This window comes from Cellulophaga omnivescoria (assembly GCF_027915275.1).
GTDB lineage: Bacteria > Bacteroidota > Bacteroidia > Flavobacteriales > Flavobacteriaceae > Cellulophaga > Cellulophaga omnivescoria.
Genome location: NZ_CP115819.1, coordinates 3275793 through 3298642, shown reverse-complemented (window position 1 = coordinate 3298642; position 22850 = coordinate 3275793). Strand labels below are relative to the sequence as shown.

Below are 22850 nucleotides of genomic sequence, written 5' to 3'. Positions count from 1 at the left end.
TTATATTATTAAATTTAAGCTATTGAATAAGCAATTGTTTAGTTTCATTTTTGTTGTTACCCGTAATTGTAACTGTATATAAACCTGCTGGCAATGCAGAAATATCTATTACAGTAGTACTATTTTTAGCTTTTACAGTGCGTACAACTGTGCCTACAGAAGTAATTATTCTAATAAAATCTCCTTTACTAGCAGCAACATTAACTATTGTATTAGCAGGATTTGGATATACAGTTCCTGAGTCAGTATTAATACTACTACTATTAGTACCACAATCAGAAATTTTAGTCCATTGATTTGTAGAACAACTAGAAACACCACCAGGTCTACAACTACCATTACCAGCTTTTAGTTCATAAATTGCATTATTAAGCTTTACTCTGTCTCCTTTTGTAAAATTTCCTGATTTTTTCCAAGTTGGAGCTGTTGAACAGTTACCAACAGGATTATTAGTTCCTCCAGAACCATCTTTTTTCCAAACTCTTATATAGTCTACGTGCATAGATACTGGCATTTCATCTATATTCTTTTTTGCTCTAGCATTAACCTCTGGGTTTACAGGCTCAAATACATTTCCTTTAAACTCTACAAATGGAACTCTTAAGCCTAATGATGCTATAACATACATTGGATTATCACTCCAATAGGTATTATCTAAAGACTTCCCTACTCTTACACCATCTACATAAAAATATAATTTAGAAGGTGTAATTTCACAACCGTAGGTATGCCACCCTTTGGTTGGGTCAAATTTGCCTGGTAACTCGTACTTATTTAATTGAGCATCTCTTGCTTTTGGTTGTTTTGGTCTATACCAATCTCTACCAAAACTTGCCTTTTTTACTAAGTGAAGATTAGATTCTGCATCTGTTATTAAATCTTGTTGGTGCCCAGCCGGACCATTAGGATCAAAATCAAATTGTTGTAGTTCTACTACATCAATTTCTGTATATACAGCTTCTCCAATTGGCTTACTATCAAAAAACTTACTGTACAACCAAAAAGAAGGACACACGCCTCTGTACTTGTCTAGTCCAGTAGCTTTTGGAGAATTAATTTCTGCACCATAAATTCTAGCCTCTACATAACCTACAAAGTTTTTAGGCAACTGTTTTATAGATTGTAAACAACCACTTTTAAAATAGGTTATACCATCTATAACATTATTTGCATTCTGACGCATAGTTAACTCAACAGCACTTTCTCCTTTAAAGTTTACAGATTTTGCATTTGCATTGTTGTTCCATTTCCAGGCTTTAGTACTTGGTAAATTAGCTGTTTTACTCCATTTGCTCCAATTAATATTTTCTGAATTAAATTCATCAGAAAAATCGTTTAATAATTTAAAATTATCGTTAGGATTAGAAGTTTGTCCGTTAGGTTGCTGACTGTAGCCTAGCAAGCAAACACATACCAAAATAAAACTTAATTGTAGTTTTTTTGTTTTCATAATTTTTGATTTTTAGAACTAAATATTTTTTTAGTGATGATTGTATAATCATTTAAAAAATCAAATGTAGTAAGAATTACACTACAAAATAACTCAATTAATATCTAGGATAAAATAGTATTAGCATTGGATAATTTACTACTTATGAAGAGAACACACATCAACACTATTATTTTTCACTAAAAAATAGTAATGAAATAAAGTAGAAATTCTTATAAACTTGATAAGGTTAATAATATGACTTATTGAGGTAAAGCTTTGGTCATAATACTTATAATTTAGCATAAAATACATATAAAAACAAATAAACATAACTGCTTAATAATTAAAACAACTACATATGTCTATACTAACAATTATACTAAATATAATACTACCACCATTAGCTGTATTTATGAAACACGGAATAGGAAAAACATTTTTAATTAGTCTTATACTAACTATTATTGGGTGGTTACCAGGAGTTATTCACGCATTTATTGTTAATGATTAAATGTGTTAGCAGATTAATTTTAATAAAAATGCATACTCTAATAAATCGTGTATCTTTATATTAAATTAGTACAGAAATTTTAAATCCATTACTGTTTATCGTTATTTTAAAAATAATTTTTCATTAAATGATTTATATAATATATATCCTATAATAATACTAAAACATTTGGGTATTACAGAAGTCCAACTATACCTAACAAATTCATAATTGTTTCTAGCCTTTTCTGTGAATTGAAATTCTCTAACAATTACTTCTATCACTTCAATTATTCCAAAAACGATTAAATAAATTGCTAAACAATATTTAAAGCTTAGTATTAACTTTAAAGCCCATTTTTCATCATTAGACTCAATGTTATCAGGAATATATATATTTGTAAATAATGATGGTTTAATTATCAGAAATAATCCAAAAATTAATTTCAAGAAGACACCTATAAATGAAAGAATAAAATCTAGTAGTTTAGGTTGTTTTGAATATGTGTAACCATCCATTTTTTTCATTTCCAAGTAGTTGACATATTCAGATATTAAGCTGTCTAAATTTTCAATAAAATTTATTACGAGTAGAATTCCAATAATCGTAATTCCAATTTTAATAATGTTTTTCATAATTTTAATTAATTATACACCACGGTTTTGCTTATTAAACCTTTAGTGTTTACGCTCCTAATTTAGTAAATAAAAATAGTCTTGTACAAGTGTTAGTTAACTCTTCTTCTGCTTAGTTCACTTTAATTCCGTCTGCAATTTGTTTTTCAAAAGTTTCACTGTCCTTAAAGGCACATAAATTTCCGTCTGGGTCAAAAAATTTCGCAATTGTTCCCCAAGTGTGTTCTTGGTAGTCTACTTCAATATTTTTTTCAATCAGTTTGTCTGCAAGGATTTTAACGTTAGAAACATTCATTCGTAAACAAGTCTTAATTCGTTCAGATTCAGTTTGTGTTCCGTTATATTCATCGTCAAACTCTACCATCAAATAAGAGTTGCCAAAATCAAAACACGTCAGATTTTCAGTTTCAAACATTTTGTTTAATTCAAGTATGTTTTCATAAAAGTCTACGCATTTTTTATATTCAATAGTATACAATATTATTCCTGTTCGTTTAAAGTCCATAGTGTTTTATTAGGTTACACACAGCGGTTTTGTATAAGATTAGCTGCGTGGTTTAAGCAACTAATTTAATAAATAAAAACAGAATAGAAAGCCCGCTAGTCTGGAGTCTTAGTGATTTATAAGTAGGCTAGAACTAGTAATTAATTGTAGGTTTTGTTCTGCTTAGTTTTGTTCTTTTTTTTATTTTACTTTAAATTAAGCACAACGGTCTCGGCTATGGGTAGTTGCGTGGTTTAGCACTTAACTTTGCAAGTACGCACCAAGCTGAAAATCCGCGAGGATTTTCAGAAGTAGGTGAGAACAAGCAATTACTTATAGGTATTGTTGGCAATAGTTATTTCCACGTAATTATTTCATTTTAAGTTTTATAAGTTTTGGGTCTTTGATTGAATAACTTAATTCGATTTGTTGACCAATAATAAGATTTTTATAATCTTCTTCTGTAATTTGTTCTTCTGAAATTATTGTTTTTCCATTTTCGGTTACAAATTTAACTTTGGCATAAAAAACCTTTCCAGAACCTGTCTTTCTTCTAATATTTGTAACGTTAGCTGAAATTATAGTGCCTTCAGTTTTCATTCCGTATTCTTCAATTTCATTCGATTTATCAAAAGCAAAGTTCATCGAAAAGGTCATATATAGTATGAAAGCCAAAGGAATAGAAGAGACAGCTAAAATTTTAAATTTAGTATCGTTTCCGTGCTCAACTTTATCGTGATAATCTTGAATGTTTCTGAAGTCATAAAAAAATTGAATTAAAAACAGCATTGATATAGCGGCTCCAAGTATTGAAAATATTAAAGGAGATAAATTATATACACTATTGGGTATTAAATAGAGAAAAGCGACTATAGAAAGAACTAGACTAATTAACCAAACCCATCGCATTTTTTTATTATCTGTTCGATGTATAATATTAGTTTGTTTATCAAATACTACAAATCCATTCTTATTGGCCATAGATATTATGAATGGTAGAACTTCATCGACTTTGTTATCAACTAAACCAAGAGTTGTAATATCATGACCTGCGTTATTTATCAGAGGTCCATCACTCCAGACACCATTATCTATGTCATCATCTGATAATTTAGAAATACATTGGTACTTCGATATTAGTTTTTCAATTAGATCTAAAAAATCTTGTTTAGGTTTTTTTTTCTTTTCCCTAAGAATTAATTTATCCAATAAAACCCATGCAAGTTTATCGATTTTTGGAATGTCCTTTCGAGTTATTGAAATTATGTAGCTCAATATTTTATATTTATAATTATTGCTAACGTTGCGTATAAGAATAGTGCGGTTCTGTATGCGAGGGTTTTTCGCAGGAAAATCAGATGTAACAAAAGTGCACGAACTCTAGATTAAACACTAAACTACGCATTATTTTTATACGATGTTACCACACGTTTTTATTTTTATGTTTTCAAATAACCCTATTGTTTTTCTTTCGCGCAATTGGTCATCTGTAAAGAATCTTGACTTATTTGGTTTAAAATTAAAGTATGCTGTTTGGATAGTTCCAATTCCTTTTCTTTTATGGGGATTTGTGATTGTTGGGAATCTCCTTCTTTGGTTAGGCGTTCTATAAAATCATATCCACTATATATTCCGCCAAAAACAGCTAACACAATAGCTAACCAAAATGTTTTATATCTGTATTTAGAAAACAAAAAATCATAATTCTCTTTTTTGTATTCATTTATATCTTTCTTTTCTAAGTAGTCTAAATATCTACTCCATCCTCCTAATCTTATTACCTTTTTACCTTTAGGAGTTATAGTAAATTGCATGTCTCCTATATGTTCAATTAAATCCCGTTTTACTAAAATATTCCACCCTTTTTTGTCTGAGTCGGTATAATTAGTCATTATAAGCGTCTCGTTTTTCTTAAACTTTAGTAAAAACTTGTATGCGTGACTTTCATTGAATTCCATTTATATAATTTATTTTTTTATTTCTCCTATCATCCATAACAGTGGTAATGTGTGGTAACTACATATAAACTCAATTAACTGCGTTTATTACGCCAATACGGGTGTATAAACACTCTTAATGTAGTTTTGTTAGTTTTGGCTGTTAAATTTTCCTATAATTTAAAACTATTTTTTTTACTACAATTACGGATATGTGTAATTGGATACTATTTATTTATAAATGGTATAAAATTAGTTATTGGTAACACTTTCTACAGTTGGGGAGAAAATGCTACTTCCCTCCTGTTTATTACAAAAAACACAAAAAACTTATGTATTTAACTACACCTTAATAACATCTGCTACAATACCTTGTACTTTAAAATCTGTAGTTAAAATAATTGGTTGGTGTTTTGGGTTTGTCGAGTGTGGTTTTAAAACAAGGTTACTACCGTTGTTTTTAAATTCTTTAACCGTAGCTTCATCATCTAACAAGGCCAATACTAAATCTCCGGTTTCAGCAGTATGCTGGCGTTTAATTAGTAGTAAATCACCACTGTCTATTCCTTTTTTGTTCATAGAGTCTCCTGTGGCTCTTAGCAAAAAATAATCTGAAGGTGTTTTTACCAACTTTGTAGATATGGCAATTTGTGCCTCTATATGCTCTTCTGCAAATATTGGTAAACCGCAAGCTACAGAGCCTACTAAAGGTATGTTTACCGTATCGGTTTCTGTTGTAGTTGTATTAAATACGGCTTGGTTACCATCTAATAAGTCTCTGGCTTCTACTTGTAAAATTTGTGCAATTTCATACAGTAACTCTAAACTTGGTTGTCTCCTATTCTGTACATAAGAATTTACCATATTGTAGCTTTTGCCTAGTTTTTCTGCCAACCAGGTTTGCTTAATTCCTTTGTCTTCTAATACGTACTTAATACGGTTCATAACTGTATTGTTTTCAGTGTCAAATATAGTAAATTACACTTTTATATATCATAAAATGAGATATAAATTAATTACAAAATGTGCTTTTTATTAGTTTACATTGTATCTTTACAGTCTAAACTATAATTTTTAGGTATGTCTTTTCAACGTGTACAAGAAAAACTTAACATCCTTGCAGATGCTGCAAAGTACGATGTGTCTTGCTCCTCTAGCGGCAGCAACAGAACCAATACCAATAAAGGATTGGGTAATGCGTCTGCTTCTGGTATTTGCCATACCTACACAGAGGATGGCCGTTGTGTATCTCTCCTAAAAATACTATTAACAAACCATTGTATTTTTGACTGTGCTTACTGTGTTACACGTAAAAGCAATGATATTAAACGTGCTGCTTTTAAAGTGCAAGAGGTGGTAGATTTAACTATAAATTTTTACAGACGTAACTATATTGAAGGTCTTTTTTTAAGCTCTGGTATTTTTAAAAGTGCAGACTATACTATGGAGCGTTTGGTTGCTGTGGCTAAAAAATTGCGTTTAGAGGAGAATTTTAATGGGTACATACATTTAAAATCTATCCCGGGTGCTAGTGATGAGCTAATGCGTGAGGCTGGTTTGTACGCAGATAGACTTAGTGTTAATATTGAAATTCCGACTAAAAAAGGCTTAAAACTTTTAGCTCCAGATAAAAATAGAGAGGATTTTATTAAACCTATGATTAAGGTTAAAAATGAAATTATACAATACAAAAACGAGAAAAAGCTTATAAAAAGTACGCCAAAATATGCTCCTGGTGGGCAAAGTACACAAATGATTGTTGGTGCCAGTGGTGAAAATGATATGCAGATTATGTACACCTCTAACTATTTTTATAAGAATTTTAATTTAAAACGTGTATACTACTCTGGCTATGTGCCAATTAGTTATGATACACGTTTACCACAAATTGGTACTCCTGTTCCTATGCTACGCGAAAATAGATTATACCAAACAGACTGGTTACTAAGATTTTACGGGTTTAACATTGAAGAGATTTTAAACGAGCAACACCAACATTTAGATTTAGATATTGATCCTAAATTGGGTTGGGCACTACGTAATTTACACGAGTTTCCTATAGATGTAAATAAAGCAGACAAGCATATGCTGGCAAGAATTCCTGGTTTAGGAATGAAATCTGTATATAAAATACTAAAAGCAAGGCGCTACAGACAACTTAATTGGGAGCATTTAAAGGCAATTGGTGTATCATTAAATCGTGCGCAGTACTTTTTAATTTGCGCTTCTAATAAATTTGAAACTAGAGATTTAACTGCCGAAAAAATTAAAGGTTTAATATTGCAAAATTCTAAAAGTAAATACACAGATTTGCTTAGTAACCAATTAAATCTTTTTGGATAGACTTGTGTTATGGAGACCACACTAATTTATGACGGTACATTTGATGGGTTTTTAACAGCAGTATTTACCGCCTTTGAGCTAAAATTAAAAACAGTTAAAATTGTTACTCAGCAACGGTTTCAGCAACCTTTATTTGGCACTTATGACACCGTTTACACTAACCAAGAAAAAGCCAACCGCGTTTGGGCGGGCTTAAAAAAGAAAATGTCTACAGATGAAGCTAGGCGGTTTTATTATGCATTTTTAAGTGAAAAACCCATTGTAGAAGATACTTTATATAATGCAATAGTATATGTATTTGCTTCTCATAAAAATGTTGGGTCTGACTTTACTAACAAACATATTTTAGAGATAGCCAAGCTCACTAAAAACGTTGGACGAGAAAAGCATAGAATGGAGGCTTTTGTACGTTTTAAACTTACTAAAGATGGTGTTTATTTTGCTAACATAGAGCCAGATTTTAATGTGTTACCACTTATAAAAAGGCATTTTGAGAAGCGTTATGCAGACCAAAAATGGCTTATTTACGACTTAAAGCGTAAATATGGTTTGTATTATAATTTAGAAAAGGTAGATATAATTAAGCTAGACTTTGATGCTAGTTTTGACCCCACTAAAACGTCTGCAGATATATTTGCAGCGGTAGAATTAGAGTTTCAGCAATTATGGAACGATTATTTTAAGAGCACAAATATTGAATCTAGAAAAAATATGAAACTACACATACAACACGTGCCTAAGCGATATTGGAAATACTTAAGCGAGAAACATATTTAGTAATTTATTTTAGCACAAAAAATGTAGTTTTTACAGCTAAGTTAGTAGTATAACCTAAAATCTAATAGTTTACACATTTTATAATGTCTTTGGTGCAGTTCTTCTACAACATCAAACATATTGTCATCTTCTTTAAACAAATTAAAAAAAACTTTGTCTAATTCTGCACTAGATATACCGTTACAAGGATTGCCATAACCAGATACGCCTTTTGCCCCAGTAATAGCTATAAAATATTGTGCTTCTTCTTCATCTAAATCTAAAACTTTAGCATTTGAAAAGTGTAGAATTTTGTTTTGCAATCTGCCTTCAAAAATTTCTGCTATTTCCTGTAAACTATAGTAATAATCATTTAAACAAATGCTATTTGCCTCCCCAGCAATTACAAGATAAATAATTTCATAATTTTTAAAATTATGATCATCTAAAAGTAACGTATTTAAGCTAGCTTCTAAATCCTCTATGGTGTCGCACGTTTTATAAATACTAGCAACACCGTACTGTGAGGTTAATTCTGCTAATTTATTTTGTGTTGTAGTAATTGTATTTACCTCTACATCTTCTACCCCTTCTAAGCAGTAAATAAAATAGTCTGTATTAGCTTCTTGTTGTTCTGGTAATTGTCGCCTTTTTTCTAACAAATTGTAATTTTTATATAGCTTATTAATTACAAAAGTAACGCATATTTTAGTCTTGTTGTTTTTGTACACCTGTTAAAATTTCTTTTGCAAGACCTATATCTTTACTTTTATGTAGTACAGATATATCTCCAGTACTTTCTAGTACAACAGCTAAAATTTCGCTTTTATCTTTTACATTAGCCTCTCTAAGTTTAGCATAAATATCTTTTGGATCTACATTGGTTTTCCTAAGGTTTTGAAGTATAAATTCTCCGTTTTCCATTAATAACATTGGTTTGTTGGTAAATAAGTTATTAAACCACTCATAATTGCGTTTACAATACGAAAAAACAGATTGAAATAAGATAATACCACCTAAAGCTATTGCTCCTTTAGTAATAGATTGGTTAGAATTTAAAACTATAGACGCTAATATAGAACCTATTGCAATTGTAGAAGCAAAGTCAAAACTAGACATTTTGGCAAAAGTACGTAAGCCAGATATTCTTGTAATTATTATTATAATGGTAAATATTGCTACAATACTTAGTACAACTTTGCCTAAAATTTCGACCGATGCAAATAACCAATTTTCCATATTTATTTTTTATAGCAAAAATATGGCTGTTAGCTAGCTACTATTATCTTAATTAGGTTTAGTGTTAACGCTAAACGTTTTTATAAAAAAAGCACTAACCAAACCAGTTATAATCTAGTTTAATTAGTGCTTTAAAACTAAGTAGTTAATAATTAGTACTCTGTTTTATCTTCTTTTTTAGTCCATTCTTGAAAAGGTTTTATTGCTATTTCTGGCGATAACTGCTCAAAAGGTATACTTCTTTCATTGTACGGTAATGGAATTTCTTTGTAAATAAATTCATCATCAAAACCAATATTAGCAGCATCTGCTTGGCTGCTACCATAGTATACTTTTTCTGGTCTTGCCCAGTAAATTGCACCTAAACACATAGGGCAAGGCTCACAAGATGTGTAAATTATACACCCATCTAACTGAAAAGAGTCTAGATTTTTACACGCATCTCTTATAGCAGTAACTTCTGCATGTGCAGTTGGGTCGTTGGTAGAAGTTACTTTATTATTTCCTTTACCAACAATTTTACCGTCTTTAACTATAACACAACCAAATGGTCCGCCTTCATTGTTTTGCATTCCTTTTAAAGCTGCATTTACAGCTTCTTGCATAAACTTTTCGTCACTCATTTTATTTCTATTTTTTGGCAAAATACAAATCATTTTAAAAAATCAATTTAAAATAAACTCATATTTCTTGCAATTACTCATTTTTAGGTATAAAAAAAGTCCATCAAATTAATGATGGACTTTTGTAAAAACTTGAAATATATATTTAGATAACTTTTACGTTTACTGCATTTAATCCTTTGTTTCCTTCTTGTAAGTCAAATTCAACTTGGTCACCTTCACGGATTTCATCTGTTAATCCTGAAATGTGTACAAAATGATCTTTCTCTACTCCTTCTTCAGTTATAAATCCGAATCCTTTTGTGTCGTTGAAAAACTTTACTGTTCCTTTACTCATAATAATATTGTAATAATTTGATATTAACTTCTGCAAATGTAAGCCTAATAAAGTTAGTAACACCTTAATTTGTAACTTATTATTAATTAATATTTTATAAATACTAATTAAAGTACTAATTAAAATGATTATTAATTGAATTACACCTGCAATACTACAAATAAAATTAAGTTAAGTTTTAGCCTATAAACGTATAGCCTACACGTTTATACAAGACTAGTTTGAATACGTTATATATGAATTAATTTGATGCTAAAAAACCAGTAATACGTATCTTTACCAACTTAAAACACTAGTTAACAAGGTTTGGAGCAGATAAAAACATATTTAGATCAGATTGCAACAATTTCTAATGAAGATTGGGCATTTTTTACCTCTAAATTACAACGAAGAGAAATTGCTAAAAAGGATATTTTTTTAAAAATAAACGAAATAGAAAAACATATTTCTTTTATAGAAACTGGTGTAGTGCGTTTGTTTATACCAAAAGATAACCCAGACAAAGAAATTACGTTTGGTTTTAGTTTTAACAACCAGTTTATTAGTGCATATGATTCATTTTTAACGCAGCAACCCTCTGCATACCAGTTGCAGGCACTTACCAAAACCACATTATTAAGTATAACTTATGAAGATTTGCAAGAGGTATATGCAAAAACACAAATTGGCAATTTTATAGGAAGATTAACTGCAGAACGTTTATTTTTAATAAAGTCTAAAAGAGAACAAAATTTACTTAACCTAACTGCAGAAGAACGCTACCTTAAATTATTTAAGGAACGCCCAGAACTTTTAAAGGTAATTCCGCTTAAGTACATAAGTTCTTACATTGGTATTACAGCACAGGCTCTAAGCCGTATAAGAAAGCGCCTATAAGCTGGTATTTACTGGCTTTTTATTGATTTGGGTTCATTGTTTTAAGAAAAAGTCCAAATTACCTTTGCAAAAAAAAGTTATATGGCAATAGTCATTTTTGTTTTGGTGTTGTGGTACGGAGGTTTATTTTTTCAATCGTTCTTTTTACACCGTTATGCAGCACACCAAGTTTTTACAATGTCTAAAACTACAGAGCGTATTACCTTTGTATTAACCTGGATTTTTCAAGGATCTAGTTATTTAAGTGCTTATGGTTATGGTGTTATGCACCGTATGCACCACGCGTACACAGACACAGAAAAAGATCCGCACTCCCCTGCTTATGATGATAATTTGTTTTCTATGATGTGGCGTACAAAAACCGTATACCAAGACATTAATAAAGAACGAATTGCAGTAGACAAACGTTTTACTAAAAATGTACCACAGTGGAAATCTTTTGATGCTTTTGCAAGCTCTAGATTCTCTAGGTTACTTTGGATTACATTATACATTTTATTTTTTGTGTACTTTACTACAGCCGCTTGGCAGTGGGCTTTATTACCAGTTACGTTTTTAATGGCGCCAATACACGGTGTTATTATAAACTGGTTTGGTCATATTTACGGTTACGTAAATTTTAAAATGAAAAACACCAGTAAAAACCTTTTTAGGTTTGATTTTTTAATGATGGGTGAAGGCTACCATAATAACCACCATAAATATGCTAGTAGAGCTAATTTTGGTGTAAAATGGTATGAGGTTGATGTTACTTATGTTATTATAAAAATTCTTAACGCTTTGGGCATTATTAAGCTTAGAACTATAAAAGTATCCCAGAAATAAGTTTATAAATAAAATATAGTATATAAAAAGAGGATAATTAGCATGTAACTATCCTTTTTTTTCTTAAAAAAAACTAAACTAACTCAACTTAATCCATATCTATAATACCTACAACTTCATAAGCTCTGGTACCATTTACTTGTACTTTTTCATACAATACATTTGCAAATTCATAATAAGTTTGTCCGTCTATAATTACCTTTTCATAATTACTAGGTAGCTCATATACAATAGTACCTACTTCTGGATCTACAACCTCATATTGGTTATTTATTTGCACATAAAATATCCCTTGCACATTATAATAATTACGGTTGTTAAAACGTACCCTTTTATAATTTGTTGGTAAAACATTAATTCTAAATCCTACCTTGGGTGCAATTGCTATATACCTACCTCTAGATTGTGTGTAAAACTTGTTGTTAGCGTAATAATAGTTAACACCTTTGTGCTTAACCACAGTTTTATTAGGCACCGTTCTTACAGAAACAATTTTCTTTTTAGGCGTTTTATAAGTTACTTTAGTGCTAGGCACTCTTTTACTTACTGTTGTTCTTGTGGTTGTTGTTTTTACTACTGTTTTTTCATTTGCAGTACGCTTTCTTTGTGCAGAAACCTGAGTTGTTAATGCTACTAAAAGTGTTACTGGTATGATGTATTTTTTAACTAATGTTTTCATAACTAATACATTTTTAATATTATACTTTGCTTGTTAATAAGACCATTTTTCTTATTAATAGTTTAAAAGTATAACCAAAAAATACGTTTAAAAAGGCAAATAGATAACTGCCTTAATTGTATCTACCAATAGGTAAATTACATAGAAGAACTTAAAGTTAAAATGATAATAATTAAAGTGAGTTGTTAGTTATAAATTCCAAAAAACGTGGTTTATATTGCTCAGACACTGTTATACGTTGGTCGTTAATAATAATTTGACTACGTTCTATAACATCTATGTTCTTTAAAGAAACAATAAAAGAACGGTGTACACGCATAAAATTAGTTTCTGGCAACTCCTCTTCTAACGATTTTAAACTCATAAGAGTTAAAATGGGTTTAGGATTATTTTTTAACCAAATTTTTATATAATCTTTTAATCCTTCAAAATACAACACATCTGCTAGTTTTATGCGCAATTGTTTGTATTCGGACTTTACAAAAAGAAACTCTTTTTGATTAGATACATTAGATTGTTTTTTTTCTTTTATTAATGAAAACCAAGTACTTGCCTTATTAGCTGCAACTAAAAACTCTGCATAATCAAAAGGTTTCAATAAATAATCTAAAGCTTCTACTTTAAAACCTTCTAGCGCATATTGGTCAAAAGCGGTAGTAAAAATTACACGTGTATTTTTAGGTAACATTTTAGAAAATTCTATCCCAGATAAATCTGGCATTTGTATGTCTAAAAACAATAAATCTACTGGCTGTTCTTTAATAAACTCCATAGCCTCTATAGCGCTATTACATTTTGCTTTTAAACTTAAAAAAGGTGTTTTATTTACATAGCTCTCTACTAAATTTAGAGCCATAGGTTCATCATCTACAATAACACACGTAATTTTTATATTGCTCATTTTTTAGAAGTATCAATTTTTAAAGAAACTATAAAGCTTTCTCCTTGTAAAGAACTATTAAAGTTAAACTTATTAGGGTATAAAAGAGTTAGTCTTTTCTCTAAATTTTTTAAACCAATTCCAGAACCACTTTTGTCATCTGTTTTTTTAGGAAAGTTATTGTTTTTTACAGTAAATACTACAATACCATTAGTACAACTCATACCTATATCTATACTACTTTCTTTAGTTGCAGAAACACCATGTTTAAATGCATTTTCTATTAAAGAAATAAACAACAATGGGGCTATTTGTATACCAGTTTCATTTTCAGGAAAGTTATATGTAACAATTGTTTTATCGGACACCCTTAGCTTCATTAAATCTATATATTTTTTAAGAAATTCTATTTCTTTGCTTAAAGGAACTAACTCTAAATTAGTTTCATAAAGCATATACCGCATTAACTTACTTAGGCTATGTATTGACTTTTTTGCTTGATTAGGAGATATATCAACTAAAGAATAAATATTATTTAAAGAATTGAAAAAGAAATGAGGTTGCAATTGATAGTGCAAATGTTGTAATTCTGTTTTTAGTTTAAAATTTGTTGCTTCTTTTCTTTCTGCTTCTGTTTTTGCCCATTGTTTAGTAGACTTTAATGCTACAGCAAAAAATAAAGGAGCTAAGTATGATAAAAATTGTATGTAAATAACCATTTTAAAAGGAGGTCCTTCCCTATTTGTATTAACTGCTCTGTTTTTTACAAAATCCTGAAAAAAATTATCTTCTATGTTTTCCTTTAAAAAAAGAAAAAAGAAAATTAGAAAAGCATTTAAAATGATGAAGAAAAATGTTTTTTTAGGAAACAAAAAACGGTCTACTATTACAAAAAAATTTAAGTAAAAAATAATAGCAGAAAAGAGTAATGGAATCCAAAAATGTGCAATTACTCTATTAATTTCTAGCTCTTGTCCATACGATAGCAAATATGGCAAACAAAATAATGTTAGCCATACTAGCACGTGTGATACTATTGTTATTGTTTTATTTTTATACATAATCTTATTACTCGTAACGTAAAGCGGTTATTGGATCTAATGCAGAAGCCTTTCTTGCTGGATACCATCCAAAAAATATACCTGTTATAGCACAAACTGCAAATGAAATTATTATAGAATATAAGGCCACACTAGTAGGCCAATTTAAGAAATTTTCTATAAAAAACGTTGCTCCAAGTCCTAAGAATACTCCTAAAATACCACCAGTTATACTTATTAAAATAGCTTCAATTAAAAATTGCATTAAAATATCTGAACCTTTACCACCAACAGCCATACGCAAGCCTATTTCTTTAGTACGTTCTTTTACAGAAACATACATAATATTCATAATGCCAATTCCGCCTATTAATAGAGATATACTAGCCACTGCAACAAGTAATATTGTAAGCATTTCACTAGTAGAACTAAAAGTAGAAATTAATTCTTCCATAGAACGAACTGTAAAATCATCTTCTTCATTATCTAATAATTTATGTTCTTCTCTCAGTATTTTTGATACTTGTTCTACGGCTGTAGACGCATCATCTTCACTAACAGCAGAAGCCATTATCTGATTTAGATAATCTATTGCTAAAATTCTTTTTTGTACCGTTGTAAATGGTGCAATTACCACATCATCCTGATCTTGACCAAAAGTATTCTCTCCTTTTTCTTCTAATACGCCAATTACTTTAAAAGGAATATTATTAAACCTTATCATTTGTCCTACCGGATCTTGACCATCTGGAAAAACATTATCTACAACAGTTTGACCAATTACAGCTACTTTAGCAGCAGAATTAACCTCGGCCTCTGTAAACATACTACCACTTTGCAACCCAACAACTTTAATATCTAAATATTCTGGTTTAACGCCATAAATACTAGAAGGCCAGTTATTAGAGCCGTTTATTACTTGTCCGCCTCCATTAACTACAGGAGTTATATAACTCAACAAATTAGATTGCTCTTTTATGGTTTCATAATTTTTAAGTGTTAAAGTTTGTACATCACCTCCACTTCCCCTGGCAGGTCCTCTATCATCTGCTCCAGGCCTAATTGTTATCATATTAGAACCCATAGATGAAATAGTTGTACGTATACTTTCTTTAGAACCTTCACCTATTGCCAACATTGCAATTACAGATGCTACCCCTATTATAATACCCAACATAGTAAGCAATGTTCTTGTTTTGTTAAGTACAATTGCTTTAGTTGCAATTTTAAATAAATTTAATAGTCTCATAATTAATTATTTTCTTTAGGTAAGTTAGCTAGTTGCTCTGCTGCAGATTCTACCTTATAATTTGTATAATCTTGCATAATTTCTCCATCTTTTAGCACAATTGTTCTGTTGCTAAATGTTGCTATGTCTGGTTCATGAGTAACAAATGTTATTGTAATACCTTTGTCATTTAATTCCTGAAATAAAGACATAATTTCATAAGAAGTTCTTGTATCTAAATTACCAGTAGCCTCATCTGCAAGTATCATTACAGGGTTATTTACTAAAGACCTTGCTATAGCTACACGTTGTTGCTGCCCTCCTGATAGTTGTGAAGGAGTATGATGCAACCTTTCTCCTAAACCAACCATTTCTAATGCTTTTACAGCTCTTTCTCTACGTTCTTCAGATGAAACTTTACTATTGTAAAGCAATGGTAATTCTACATTTTCTATAGCAGATGTTCTTGCTAATAAGTTGTAAGACTGAAAAATAAAACCAATTTTCTCGTTTCTAATAGTAGCTAATTGGTTTCTGTTTAAGTCCTTTACACTAACACCATCTATTTGGTATATGCCAGATGTTGGTTGGTCTAAACAACCTAAAATATTTAACATTGTACTTTTACCAGAACCACTAGACCCCATAATAGTTACAAACTCGCCCTCATGAATAGTAAATGAAATCCCTTTTAATGCATGCACCGTTTCTGATCCCATTGTAAACTGTCGCTTTAAATTCTCTATTTTTATAATTTCTTTACGCATAGTTTCTATTTTTTATTATTAGATCCTGGTCTTTTTGGCATAAAAGGACTTTCACTTTTAGGTTGATTAGAGCTATCTGTATTACTAAAACCTTTTAAACCATACACTAATTTATCTCCTACATTAACTCCGCTTAATAACTGTACATTAACTCCGTCACTAGCTCCTAATACAACTGTTTTAGGAGTTATAACACCGTTAGACTCTAACACCCATAGGGTAGATTTATCTGTAGTATTACTTGTAGTATTTTCTGGTAATTGATGTTGTTTGTTATAAGCTTTTAAATCTTCTAAAGTAGGTTTAAAGTTTATTGCTTTAGCTTCTGCGGTTAACACATTATTTAACTCTAATGTATAAATTGATATGGTTGCAGTTAAACCTGGTTTTAATTTTAAATCTTGATTATCTGCCTTAATAACAACTGTATATGTAACCACATTTGAAGTAACAGTTGGGTCTAAACGCACCTGAGTAACTTCTCCACTAAATGTTTCTCCCAAATATGCATCTACGGTAAAAGTTACACGTTGGCCTTCTTTAACTTGCCCTATATCTGCTTCATCTACATCTGCTTCTACTTGCATTTCTTTTAAATCTTGTGCAATTGTAAATAAAGTAGGAGTACTTAAACTTGCGGCAACAGTTTGTCCTTCATCTATATCTTTAGACAATACAACACCGTTTATTGGAGAATAAATATTTGCATATCCTAAATTGGTGCGTGCAGATTGTAAATCAGAAAAACGTTGTGTAACTGTACCTTTGGCTGTTTCATAATTGTACGAAGCTTCATCAAAATCTGATTTACTAATGACTTTATTTTCAAACAATGTTTTTTGCCTGTCATAAATAGTTTTAGTATAATTTTTTTGACTTACGGCATTATCATAAGCAGCCTGAGCCTGAATTTTTGCAGCATTTAAATTAGTTTTGTCTAATTCTGCTATTAATTGCCCTTCGGTAACAACACTGTTATAGTCTACATATATTTTTTCTACAACACCGGATACTTGCGTACCTACTTCTACTTGTGTAATTGGTTCTATAGTTCCGGTTGCTGTAACAATTGTTGCTACATTAGCTTTTTTTGCTGTAACTGTTTGTGCTTGTATTATTGTATTATCTTCATTAGTAATAAATGAATATCCTACCAAAGCAATTACTAGTACTGTAATGCTTGCTATTACTATTTTGTTTTTTGTTTTCATTGTATTTTAATTAAAGTTTTATATCGTTTCCTTGGTAAAATTGTAGTAATTGATGGTATAAAATATTTAAGTATTTTGCTTGCAAGTAATTTTGTTGCGCATTGGTGTATGTGTTTTGACTTATTACCAAATCTGTAGTGCTTAAATCTCCTAACTCATACTTTTTTTGAGCAAGTTTAAAAGACTCTTCTGCAGCTATTTTAGATGTCTCTGAAGCTATTACTTGCTCTTGGGCAGACAAGGCGTTTTGGTATGCTGTTTCTACTTTTTTATACAGTTCTTTTTCTGCGTTTTGCTTTTGTATTTCTGCTTTTTCTATATTTAAAGTGGCTGTTTGTACAGCTGCTTTAGTTTGGTTTCTGTTAAATATTGGAATACTTAGTGTTAACCCTAGTTTTTGATTAAAATTTACATCAAACTGATCTGAAAAAGTATTGCTGTTTATACTAGTATAACCACTGCCAACACTACCGGTTAATGCCAAGGTTGGCAAATAACCACCTTTAGCAATGTCTAATTCTTTTTTATTTGCTGCTATATTTAAATTGCTAGCTTCTATTTCTGGTAAAATATCTAGTGCTTTTGTATAAACAGCTTCTTTATTTAATTCTAGATTAATAAAATCTAAATTATTGGTTACATCTTCAATTTCAATATTTTGTAATGGAGGCAACTCTAACAACTGCTTTAGTGCTATTATATACTGTTGGTAATCATTTTTAGCAGTAATTAAATTGTATTTGTTAGTAGCAGCTTGGCTTTGAGCTTCTGTATAATCTGTTAAGGCAATAGAACCTGCATCTAAACGTGCTTTTGCTCTTTTAACCTCTTTCTCTGAAACCTCTAAATTACTTTCTGCAATAGCAATATTTTCTTTGCTAAAAAGTGTTTGTAAGTAGGTTTCTAAAATATTTAAAACAATGTTATTTTTTTCTACTTCCTCTTCAAAAATACTTTGCTCTAACAATAATTTATTTTGTTTTATTTCATTAGTAATTTGATTTCCCTGAAATAAAGTAACTGATGTATTAATACCCACATTTGTACTGTGTATTTGGTCTGTAACATAATTACTTGTTATGGGATCTATGGTATTACCATTAGAAAAACTTTGAGATGCATTACCAAACAAATTAGGTAATCTACTAGACTTAGATTTGCTGTAATTTACTTCTGCCAAACTTTTATTTAGCGATGCATCTTTTACAGTTATATTATTCTCTAGGGCGTACGCAATACAATCTTGTAAAGACCATACATTTTTTGTTGCTGTAGTTTTACTTACATTTTCCTGTGCAAAGGAGAGCTGTACAATAAGTAAACTTGCTATTATAAGATAACGTTTCATTATTAGGTGTTTTTAATTTACACTGTAAAGGTGAAATTATCTTATATCCTATTAAACAATAATAGATGTTTAAGGGTATTGCATATACTAAAAGCTATATTTTATCTACCACTTTTTTTACTTTTAAACTAAAAATATAAACGGGTTGCGCTAGGTTACAACAAAACACAAAAAAACCGATTACCACAACGTAATCGGTTTAGTGAAAAGAAACTAAAAAATTATATTGGTTAGTGCTTCTTCCTTTATTTATTCTTTTTTGGATATAATTTAAACCAAAAATCTATTTTCTCTACTTGTGAATTTGTGTCTGCTTGCGGTGGTCTTCCTCCGCTAATTCCTCTTCCTGCACCACCAGATCTGCCACCACCAGGAGGTCCGCCTTGGCCACCGCCACCTTGCCTACCTCCCATACTAATATTAGGTTTTTGTTGGTTGTTTTTTTGTTCTTGTTTGGTAGATACAATTCCTATAGACAGTTTAGAGAGATTGCCAGTTTCTGAGGATATTTTAGATGCTGGTATTTTTAAATGATACTCCAAAACAGCCCCTTTTTCTTTAGTATTATAATAGTTGTAATTCATTACAATACCCAAATTATTCATATCCAAATTAAAATCTTCAGAAGAATCAAAATAGGAATAATTTGCTTTTTTAGGCAAGTTTTCTATCATTTTTGCAATATCTGGGCCTTTTTGATCGCTATTCTCTCTGTTTTCTTTACGCTCATCTCTTTCTGGCCTAGCTCCTTTTTCTGGAAGTTCGGTTTTTAACGGATATTGTATGCTTACATTCTTCTTTTTCTTTCCTTTGGTATCAAAATAAATTGTGTACCCGCGGTGCAACATAGATAGCATAGTTTCCTTAAACTCTGTACGTAAAGTGAGATACACATCTTTACCATCAAAAATTGCTTTATATTCTACATTATCTTCACTACCTGTAAACGTTTCTTTATCCTGAGCCAAAAGAAGGCCGCAGATTAAAAAAAGTATAGTTGTTAGTTTTAGTCTCATATTTTTATAAATTAATGTATTATGACTTTTGCTCAAATCTATGCATACTAACTATGTAAAAAAGTAACTATCTGTAAACACCATTAGGTTTTCTGTAAAACACCTTATTTTATAAGTTTCTTAGCTATTTTTATTTAGTGGTTGTGTAAAATATTTTTGAAATGCGAATAGCGATATTCTAAGGCATATAATTTTTGTTATAAAATAAACATATATAACATTTAACATATATTTAATTAACACCGTAAAGTCCTTTTTTTACTAATGTTTCGCTAATTTTACTACATTAATTTAATGACCCACAATAGCTTTAGTTTCTTTTTTAATAGTAATACTATTATATTTGCATTTAATAGTTTTAGTTATGAAAAAATTACTATCAAATATTAAAATAGAAATACCAGAAGGAATTTATTTAAAAGACCCAGAGTCATCTACATTAGGTAAAAAAATTATTGAACACAGTATTATACTTTTAGAAGAAATTGGTTTTGAAGATTTTACATTTAAAAAACTAGGAAATAGTATTGGTTCTAATGAAAGTTCTATTTATAGATATTTTGAGAGCAAACACAAACTATTAATGTACCTAACCGCTTGGTATTGGGGATGGATAGAATACCAGTTGGTAATTGAAACCTACAGTATTACAAATGCCAAAGAAAAATTAAAAAAAGCTGTGGAGGTTGTTACTAAAACTACAGAACAAGACAATAATTACAGCCATATTAATGAAGAGTTGTTATATACAATTATTATTAATGAAAACTCTAAATCTTACTACACAAAAGGTGTAGACCAAGATAATAAAGAAGGTTTTTTTACGCCTTACAAGCGCACAGTGCAGCGTATTGCAGAAATGATTACAGATTATAACCCTAAATATAAATACGCCTTAAGTTTTGCCAGTAATTTATTAGAGGGTGCTTTACATCAGCATTTTTTAAAACTACATTTTAAGTCTATTACAAGCTGTAATAGCAAAACAACACCTACAGATTTTTATACAGATTTAACTTTTAAAACATTAGTAAATGCCAAATAAAACTTTAACACCTTGGAAACGATTTTTAGGGCTATTGCAGTTAGAGCGTAAAGATATATTACAAATTGGCTACTATGCTGTTTTTGAAGGAATTGTAGCGCTAAGTTTACCTATTGGTATACAAACTATTATAAACCTGTTGCAAGGAGCACAAGTATCTGCTTCTTGGATAGTATTAATTATATTAGTTACCATTGGTGTTGCTTTTTCTGGAGTATTAAAACTTATGCAAATAAGAATTATTGAAACCATACAACAGCGTATTTTTACACGTGCTTCTTTTGAGCTTAGTTATCGTTTTCCAAAAATAAAAATGGTAGAATTAAGAAATTTACACTTTCCAGAATTAGCAAATAGGTTTTTTGATACCTTAACTATACAAAAGGGTTTATCAAAAATTTTAATAGATGTACCTTCTGCCCTATTACAAATAGTTTTTGCCTTACTCTTGCTATCTTTTTATCACCCATTTTTTATTTTGTTTGGAATATTGTTGGTTCTGTTGGCGTATGTTGTTTTTAAATACACTTCTCAAAAAGGATTAGATACCAGTTTAAACGAATCTAAAAATAAATATAGAGTTGCTCACTGGCTACAAGAAATATCCAGATCTGTAATTAGCTTTAAACTATCTGGAAAAACGTCTTTAGCTTTAGAAAAAACAGATTATTTGGTAGATAAATACTTAAAATCTAGAGAAAGTCACTTCTCTATTTTAAAAGTTCAATTTTTACAAATGGTGGGATTTAAGGTTATTGTAACTGCTGGTTTACTTTCTATAGGCGGATTTTTAGTACTAGACCAGCGTATGAATATTGGTCAGTTTGTGGCTGCTGAAATTATTATTCTACTAGTAATTAACTCTGTAGAAAAACTAATATTAGGGTTAGAGTCTTTTTATGATGTACTAACTTCTATAGAGAAATTAGGGCAAATTGTAGATAAGCCTATAGAGCCACAAACCGGAGAATCAATTAATGAAAAAGACGATTTAACTTTAGAACTTAATAATATATCTTACACCATACCAGATAAAAATAAAACAATATTAAAAGACATTTCTTTTACTGTAAATCCTAAAGATAGGGTTTTAGTTACCGGAGAAAGTGGTTCTGGTAAGTCTACATTATTACAACTAATGGCTGGTGTTGTATTACCTACAAGCGGTTATTTACACGTAAATGACCTTGCAATAAGTGGGTTATTTATTAATAACTACAGAGCAAATTTAGGAATGTCTTTGTTTGAGGAAACTACTTTTGAAGGAAGCATAAGAGAAAATGTAACCTTTGGGAATGAAGAAATAAGTGACGAGGCAATATACACCACCTTTCAGCATTTAGGCCTAATAGACTTTTTAAAGCAACAAACCTTAGGTTTAAACACTATTTTAATACCAGAAGGTAAACAAATAGCCTACACCACTACTAAAAAGCTAGTTTTAGCTAGGGCAATTGTAAAACAGCCTAAAGTACTAATTTTAGAAAATCCTTTAGATTTATTTGAAGAACAAGAAGCAAATTTAATCATAGACTATTTATCACTAAAAACTCACCCTTGGAGTTTAATTATTGTTAGTAATAATAAAAGTTGGGAACAAAAATGTAATAAGAAAATAACACTAAAAAATGGTGTTATAATCTCTTCTAAATCATAAGC

General features: G+C 30.1%; 24 protein-coding genes and 2 pseudogenes. 7 read left to right on the top strand and 19 right to left on the bottom strand.

All coding sequences use genetic code 11. From position 1 onward, the window contains the following. Positions 1 to 19: 19 nt before the first annotated feature. Positions 20 to 1450 (bottom strand): T9SS type A sorting domain-containing protein, encoded by a 1431-nt coding sequence (locus PBN93_RS14570; protein ID WP_271080959.1) that lies wholly within the window; start codon positions 1448 to 1450, stop codon positions 20 to 22. Between the two features lie 340 nt (positions 1451 to 1790). Between PBN93_RS14570 and PBN93_RS14565 the strand changes: the two genes are divergently transcribed. Next, positions 1791 to 1943, top strand: coding sequence for a YqaE/Pmp3 family membrane protein (locus PBN93_RS14565; RefSeq protein WP_077399523.1), 153 nt, complete (start codon positions 1791 to 1793; stop codon positions 1941 to 1943). A 101-nt stretch (positions 1944 to 2044) separates the two neighbouring features. Here the strand turns inward: PBN93_RS14565 and PBN93_RS14560 are convergent, their stop codons facing one another. The 6 genes and pseudogenes from PBN93_RS14560 to PBN93_RS14535 all read right to left on the bottom strand — a co-directional run. After that, the gene (locus PBN93_RS14560) at positions 2045 to 2557 is read right to left on the bottom strand and encodes a hypothetical protein (RefSeq protein WP_077399520.1); all 513 of its coding nucleotides are present in this window, start codon (positions 2555 to 2557) and stop codon (positions 2045 to 2047) included. A 112-nt stretch (positions 2558 to 2669) separates the two neighbouring features. Further along, entirely contained in the window at positions 2670 to 3062 is a 393-nt protein-coding gene (locus PBN93_RS14555; RefSeq protein WP_271080958.1) for a VOC family protein, read from the bottom strand. A gap of 348 nt (positions 3063 to 3410) precedes the next feature. Continuing rightward, positions 3411 to 4316 (bottom strand): hypothetical protein, encoded by a 906-nt coding sequence (locus PBN93_RS14550; RefSeq protein WP_271080957.1) that lies wholly within the window; start codon positions 4314 to 4316, stop codon positions 3411 to 3413. Between the two features lie 182 nt (positions 4317 to 4498). Then, positions 4499 to 4999, bottom strand: coding sequence for a hypothetical protein (locus PBN93_RS14545; RefSeq protein ID WP_271080956.1), 501 nt, complete (start codon positions 4997 to 4999; stop codon positions 4499 to 4501). Positions 5000 to 5320: 321 nt separating this feature from the next. Continuing rightward, positions 5321 to 5698: pseudogene (lexA, locus tag PBN93_RS14540) on the bottom strand (transcriptional repressor LexA); the annotation flags it as partial. A gap of 48 nt (positions 5699 to 5746) precedes the next feature. Next, positions 5747 to 5923, bottom strand: a pseudogene (locus PBN93_RS14535) (helix-turn-helix transcriptional regulator); the annotation flags it as partial. Positions 5924 to 6058: 135 nt separating this feature from the next. On the opposite strand from PBN93_RS14535, the gene PBN93_RS14530 reads away from it, so the two are divergent. Continuing rightward, the gene (locus PBN93_RS14530; protein WP_077399510.1) at positions 6059 to 7321 is read left to right on the top strand and encodes a putative DNA modification/repair radical SAM protein; all 1263 of its coding nucleotides are present in this window, start codon (positions 6059 to 6061) and stop codon (positions 7319 to 7321) included. A 9-nt stretch (positions 7322 to 7330) separates the two neighbouring features. Further along, the gene (locus tag PBN93_RS14525) at positions 7331 to 8098 is read left to right on the top strand and encodes a TIGR03915 family putative DNA repair protein (protein ID WP_271080955.1); all 768 of its coding nucleotides are present in this window, start codon (positions 7331 to 7333) and stop codon (positions 8096 to 8098) included. 41 nt (positions 8099 to 8139) lie between these two features. On the opposite strand, the gene PBN93_RS14520 is transcribed toward PBN93_RS14525, so the two are convergent. The 4 genes from PBN93_RS14520 to PBN93_RS14505 all read right to left on the bottom strand — a co-directional run bounded on the left by PBN93_RS14520 (position 8140) and on the right by PBN93_RS14505 (position 10276). Next, positions 8140 to 8739 (bottom strand): DUF6642 family protein, encoded by a 600-nt coding sequence (locus PBN93_RS14520; protein WP_271080954.1) that lies wholly within the window; start codon positions 8737 to 8739, stop codon positions 8140 to 8142. Positions 8740 to 8785: 46 nt separating this feature from the next. Beyond that, entirely contained in the window at positions 8786 to 9316 is a 531-nt protein-coding gene (locus PBN93_RS14515; protein WP_271080953.1) for a DUF421 domain-containing protein, read from the bottom strand. Positions 9317 to 9468: 152 nt separating this feature from the next. After that, the gene (locus tag PBN93_RS14510) at positions 9469 to 9939 is read right to left on the bottom strand and encodes a nucleoside deaminase (protein WP_077399500.1); all 471 of its coding nucleotides are present in this window, start codon (positions 9937 to 9939) and stop codon (positions 9469 to 9471) included. A 145-nt stretch (positions 9940 to 10084) separates the two neighbouring features. Then, on the bottom strand, positions 10085 to 10276 hold the full coding sequence (locus PBN93_RS14505) for a cold-shock protein (protein WP_077399497.1): 192 nt from the start codon (positions 10274 to 10276) through the stop codon (positions 10085 to 10087). Positions 10277 to 10582: 306 nt separating this feature from the next. Here PBN93_RS14505 and PBN93_RS14500 point away from each other — a divergent pair, with 306 nt between their 5' ends. Then, positions 10583 to 11152, top strand: a complete 570-nt coding sequence (locus tag PBN93_RS14500) for a Crp/Fnr family transcriptional regulator (protein WP_077399494.1) — start codon at positions 10583 to 10585, stop codon at positions 11150 to 11152. 81 nt (positions 11153 to 11233) lie between these two features. Beyond that, complete coding sequence (locus PBN93_RS14495; RefSeq protein WP_077399491.1) at positions 11234 to 11977, top strand: acyl-CoA desaturase; 744 nt, start codon at positions 11234 to 11236, stop codon at positions 11975 to 11977. A gap of 88 nt (positions 11978 to 12065) precedes the next feature. Here the strand turns inward: PBN93_RS14495 and PBN93_RS14490 are convergent, their stop codons facing one another. From PBN93_RS14490 to PBN93_RS14455, 8 genes are all read right to left on the bottom strand, one after another. Then, positions 12066 to 12656 (bottom strand): DUF6515 family protein, encoded by a 591-nt coding sequence (locus tag PBN93_RS14490; protein ID WP_271080952.1) that lies wholly within the window; start codon positions 12654 to 12656, stop codon positions 12066 to 12068. A 172-nt stretch (positions 12657 to 12828) separates the two neighbouring features. Continuing rightward, positions 12829 to 13557, bottom strand: coding sequence for a LytR/AlgR family response regulator transcription factor (locus PBN93_RS14485; protein WP_271080951.1), 729 nt, complete (start codon positions 13555 to 13557; stop codon positions 12829 to 12831). Next, positions 13554 to 14534 carry a sensor histidine kinase gene (locus tag PBN93_RS14480; RefSeq protein ID WP_271080950.1) on the bottom strand — a complete coding sequence of 327 codons (981 nt, stop codon included), beginning with the start codon at positions 14532 to 14534 and terminating at the stop codon, positions 13554 to 13556. The genes PBN93_RS14485 and PBN93_RS14480 overlap by 4 nt, the downstream gene beginning before the upstream one ends. A gap of 70 nt (positions 14535 to 14604) precedes the next feature. Beyond that, complete coding sequence (locus tag PBN93_RS14475) at positions 14605 to 15825, bottom strand: ABC transporter permease (RefSeq protein WP_077399482.1); 1221 nt, start codon at positions 15823 to 15825, stop codon at positions 14605 to 14607. A 2-nt stretch (positions 15826 to 15827) separates the two neighbouring features. Next, the gene (locus PBN93_RS14470) at positions 15828 to 16571 is read right to left on the bottom strand and encodes an ABC transporter ATP-binding protein (protein WP_077399479.1); all 744 of its coding nucleotides are present in this window, start codon (positions 16569 to 16571) and stop codon (positions 15828 to 15830) included. A gap of 5 nt (positions 16572 to 16576) precedes the next feature. After that, positions 16577 to 17782 carry an efflux RND transporter periplasmic adaptor subunit gene (locus PBN93_RS14465; RefSeq protein ID WP_077399476.1) on the bottom strand — a complete coding sequence of 402 codons (1206 nt, stop codon included), beginning with the start codon at positions 17780 to 17782 and terminating at the stop codon, positions 16577 to 16579. Positions 17783 to 17792: 10 nt separating this feature from the next. Beyond that, entirely contained in the window at positions 17793 to 19130 is a 1338-nt protein-coding gene (locus PBN93_RS14460) for a TolC family protein (RefSeq protein WP_271080949.1), read from the bottom strand. A 245-nt stretch (positions 19131 to 19375) separates the two neighbouring features. Beyond that, positions 19376 to 20146 (bottom strand): hypothetical protein, encoded by a 771-nt coding sequence (locus tag PBN93_RS14455; protein WP_271080948.1) that lies wholly within the window; start codon positions 20144 to 20146, stop codon positions 19376 to 19378. Positions 20147 to 20510: 364 nt separating this feature from the next. Between PBN93_RS14455 and PBN93_RS14450 the strand changes: the two genes are divergently transcribed. Then, complete coding sequence (locus tag PBN93_RS14450; protein ID WP_271080947.1) at positions 20511 to 21191, top strand: TetR/AcrR family transcriptional regulator; 681 nt, start codon at positions 20511 to 20513, stop codon at positions 21189 to 21191. Then, a complete protein-coding gene (locus tag PBN93_RS14445; protein ID WP_077399464.1) occupies positions 21181 to 22848 on the top strand; it encodes a peptidase domain-containing ABC transporter in 1668 nt (555 codons plus the stop codon). The genes PBN93_RS14450 and PBN93_RS14445 overlap by 11 nt, the downstream gene beginning before the upstream one ends. The last annotated feature ends 2 nt before the right edge of the window (positions 22849 to 22850 follow it).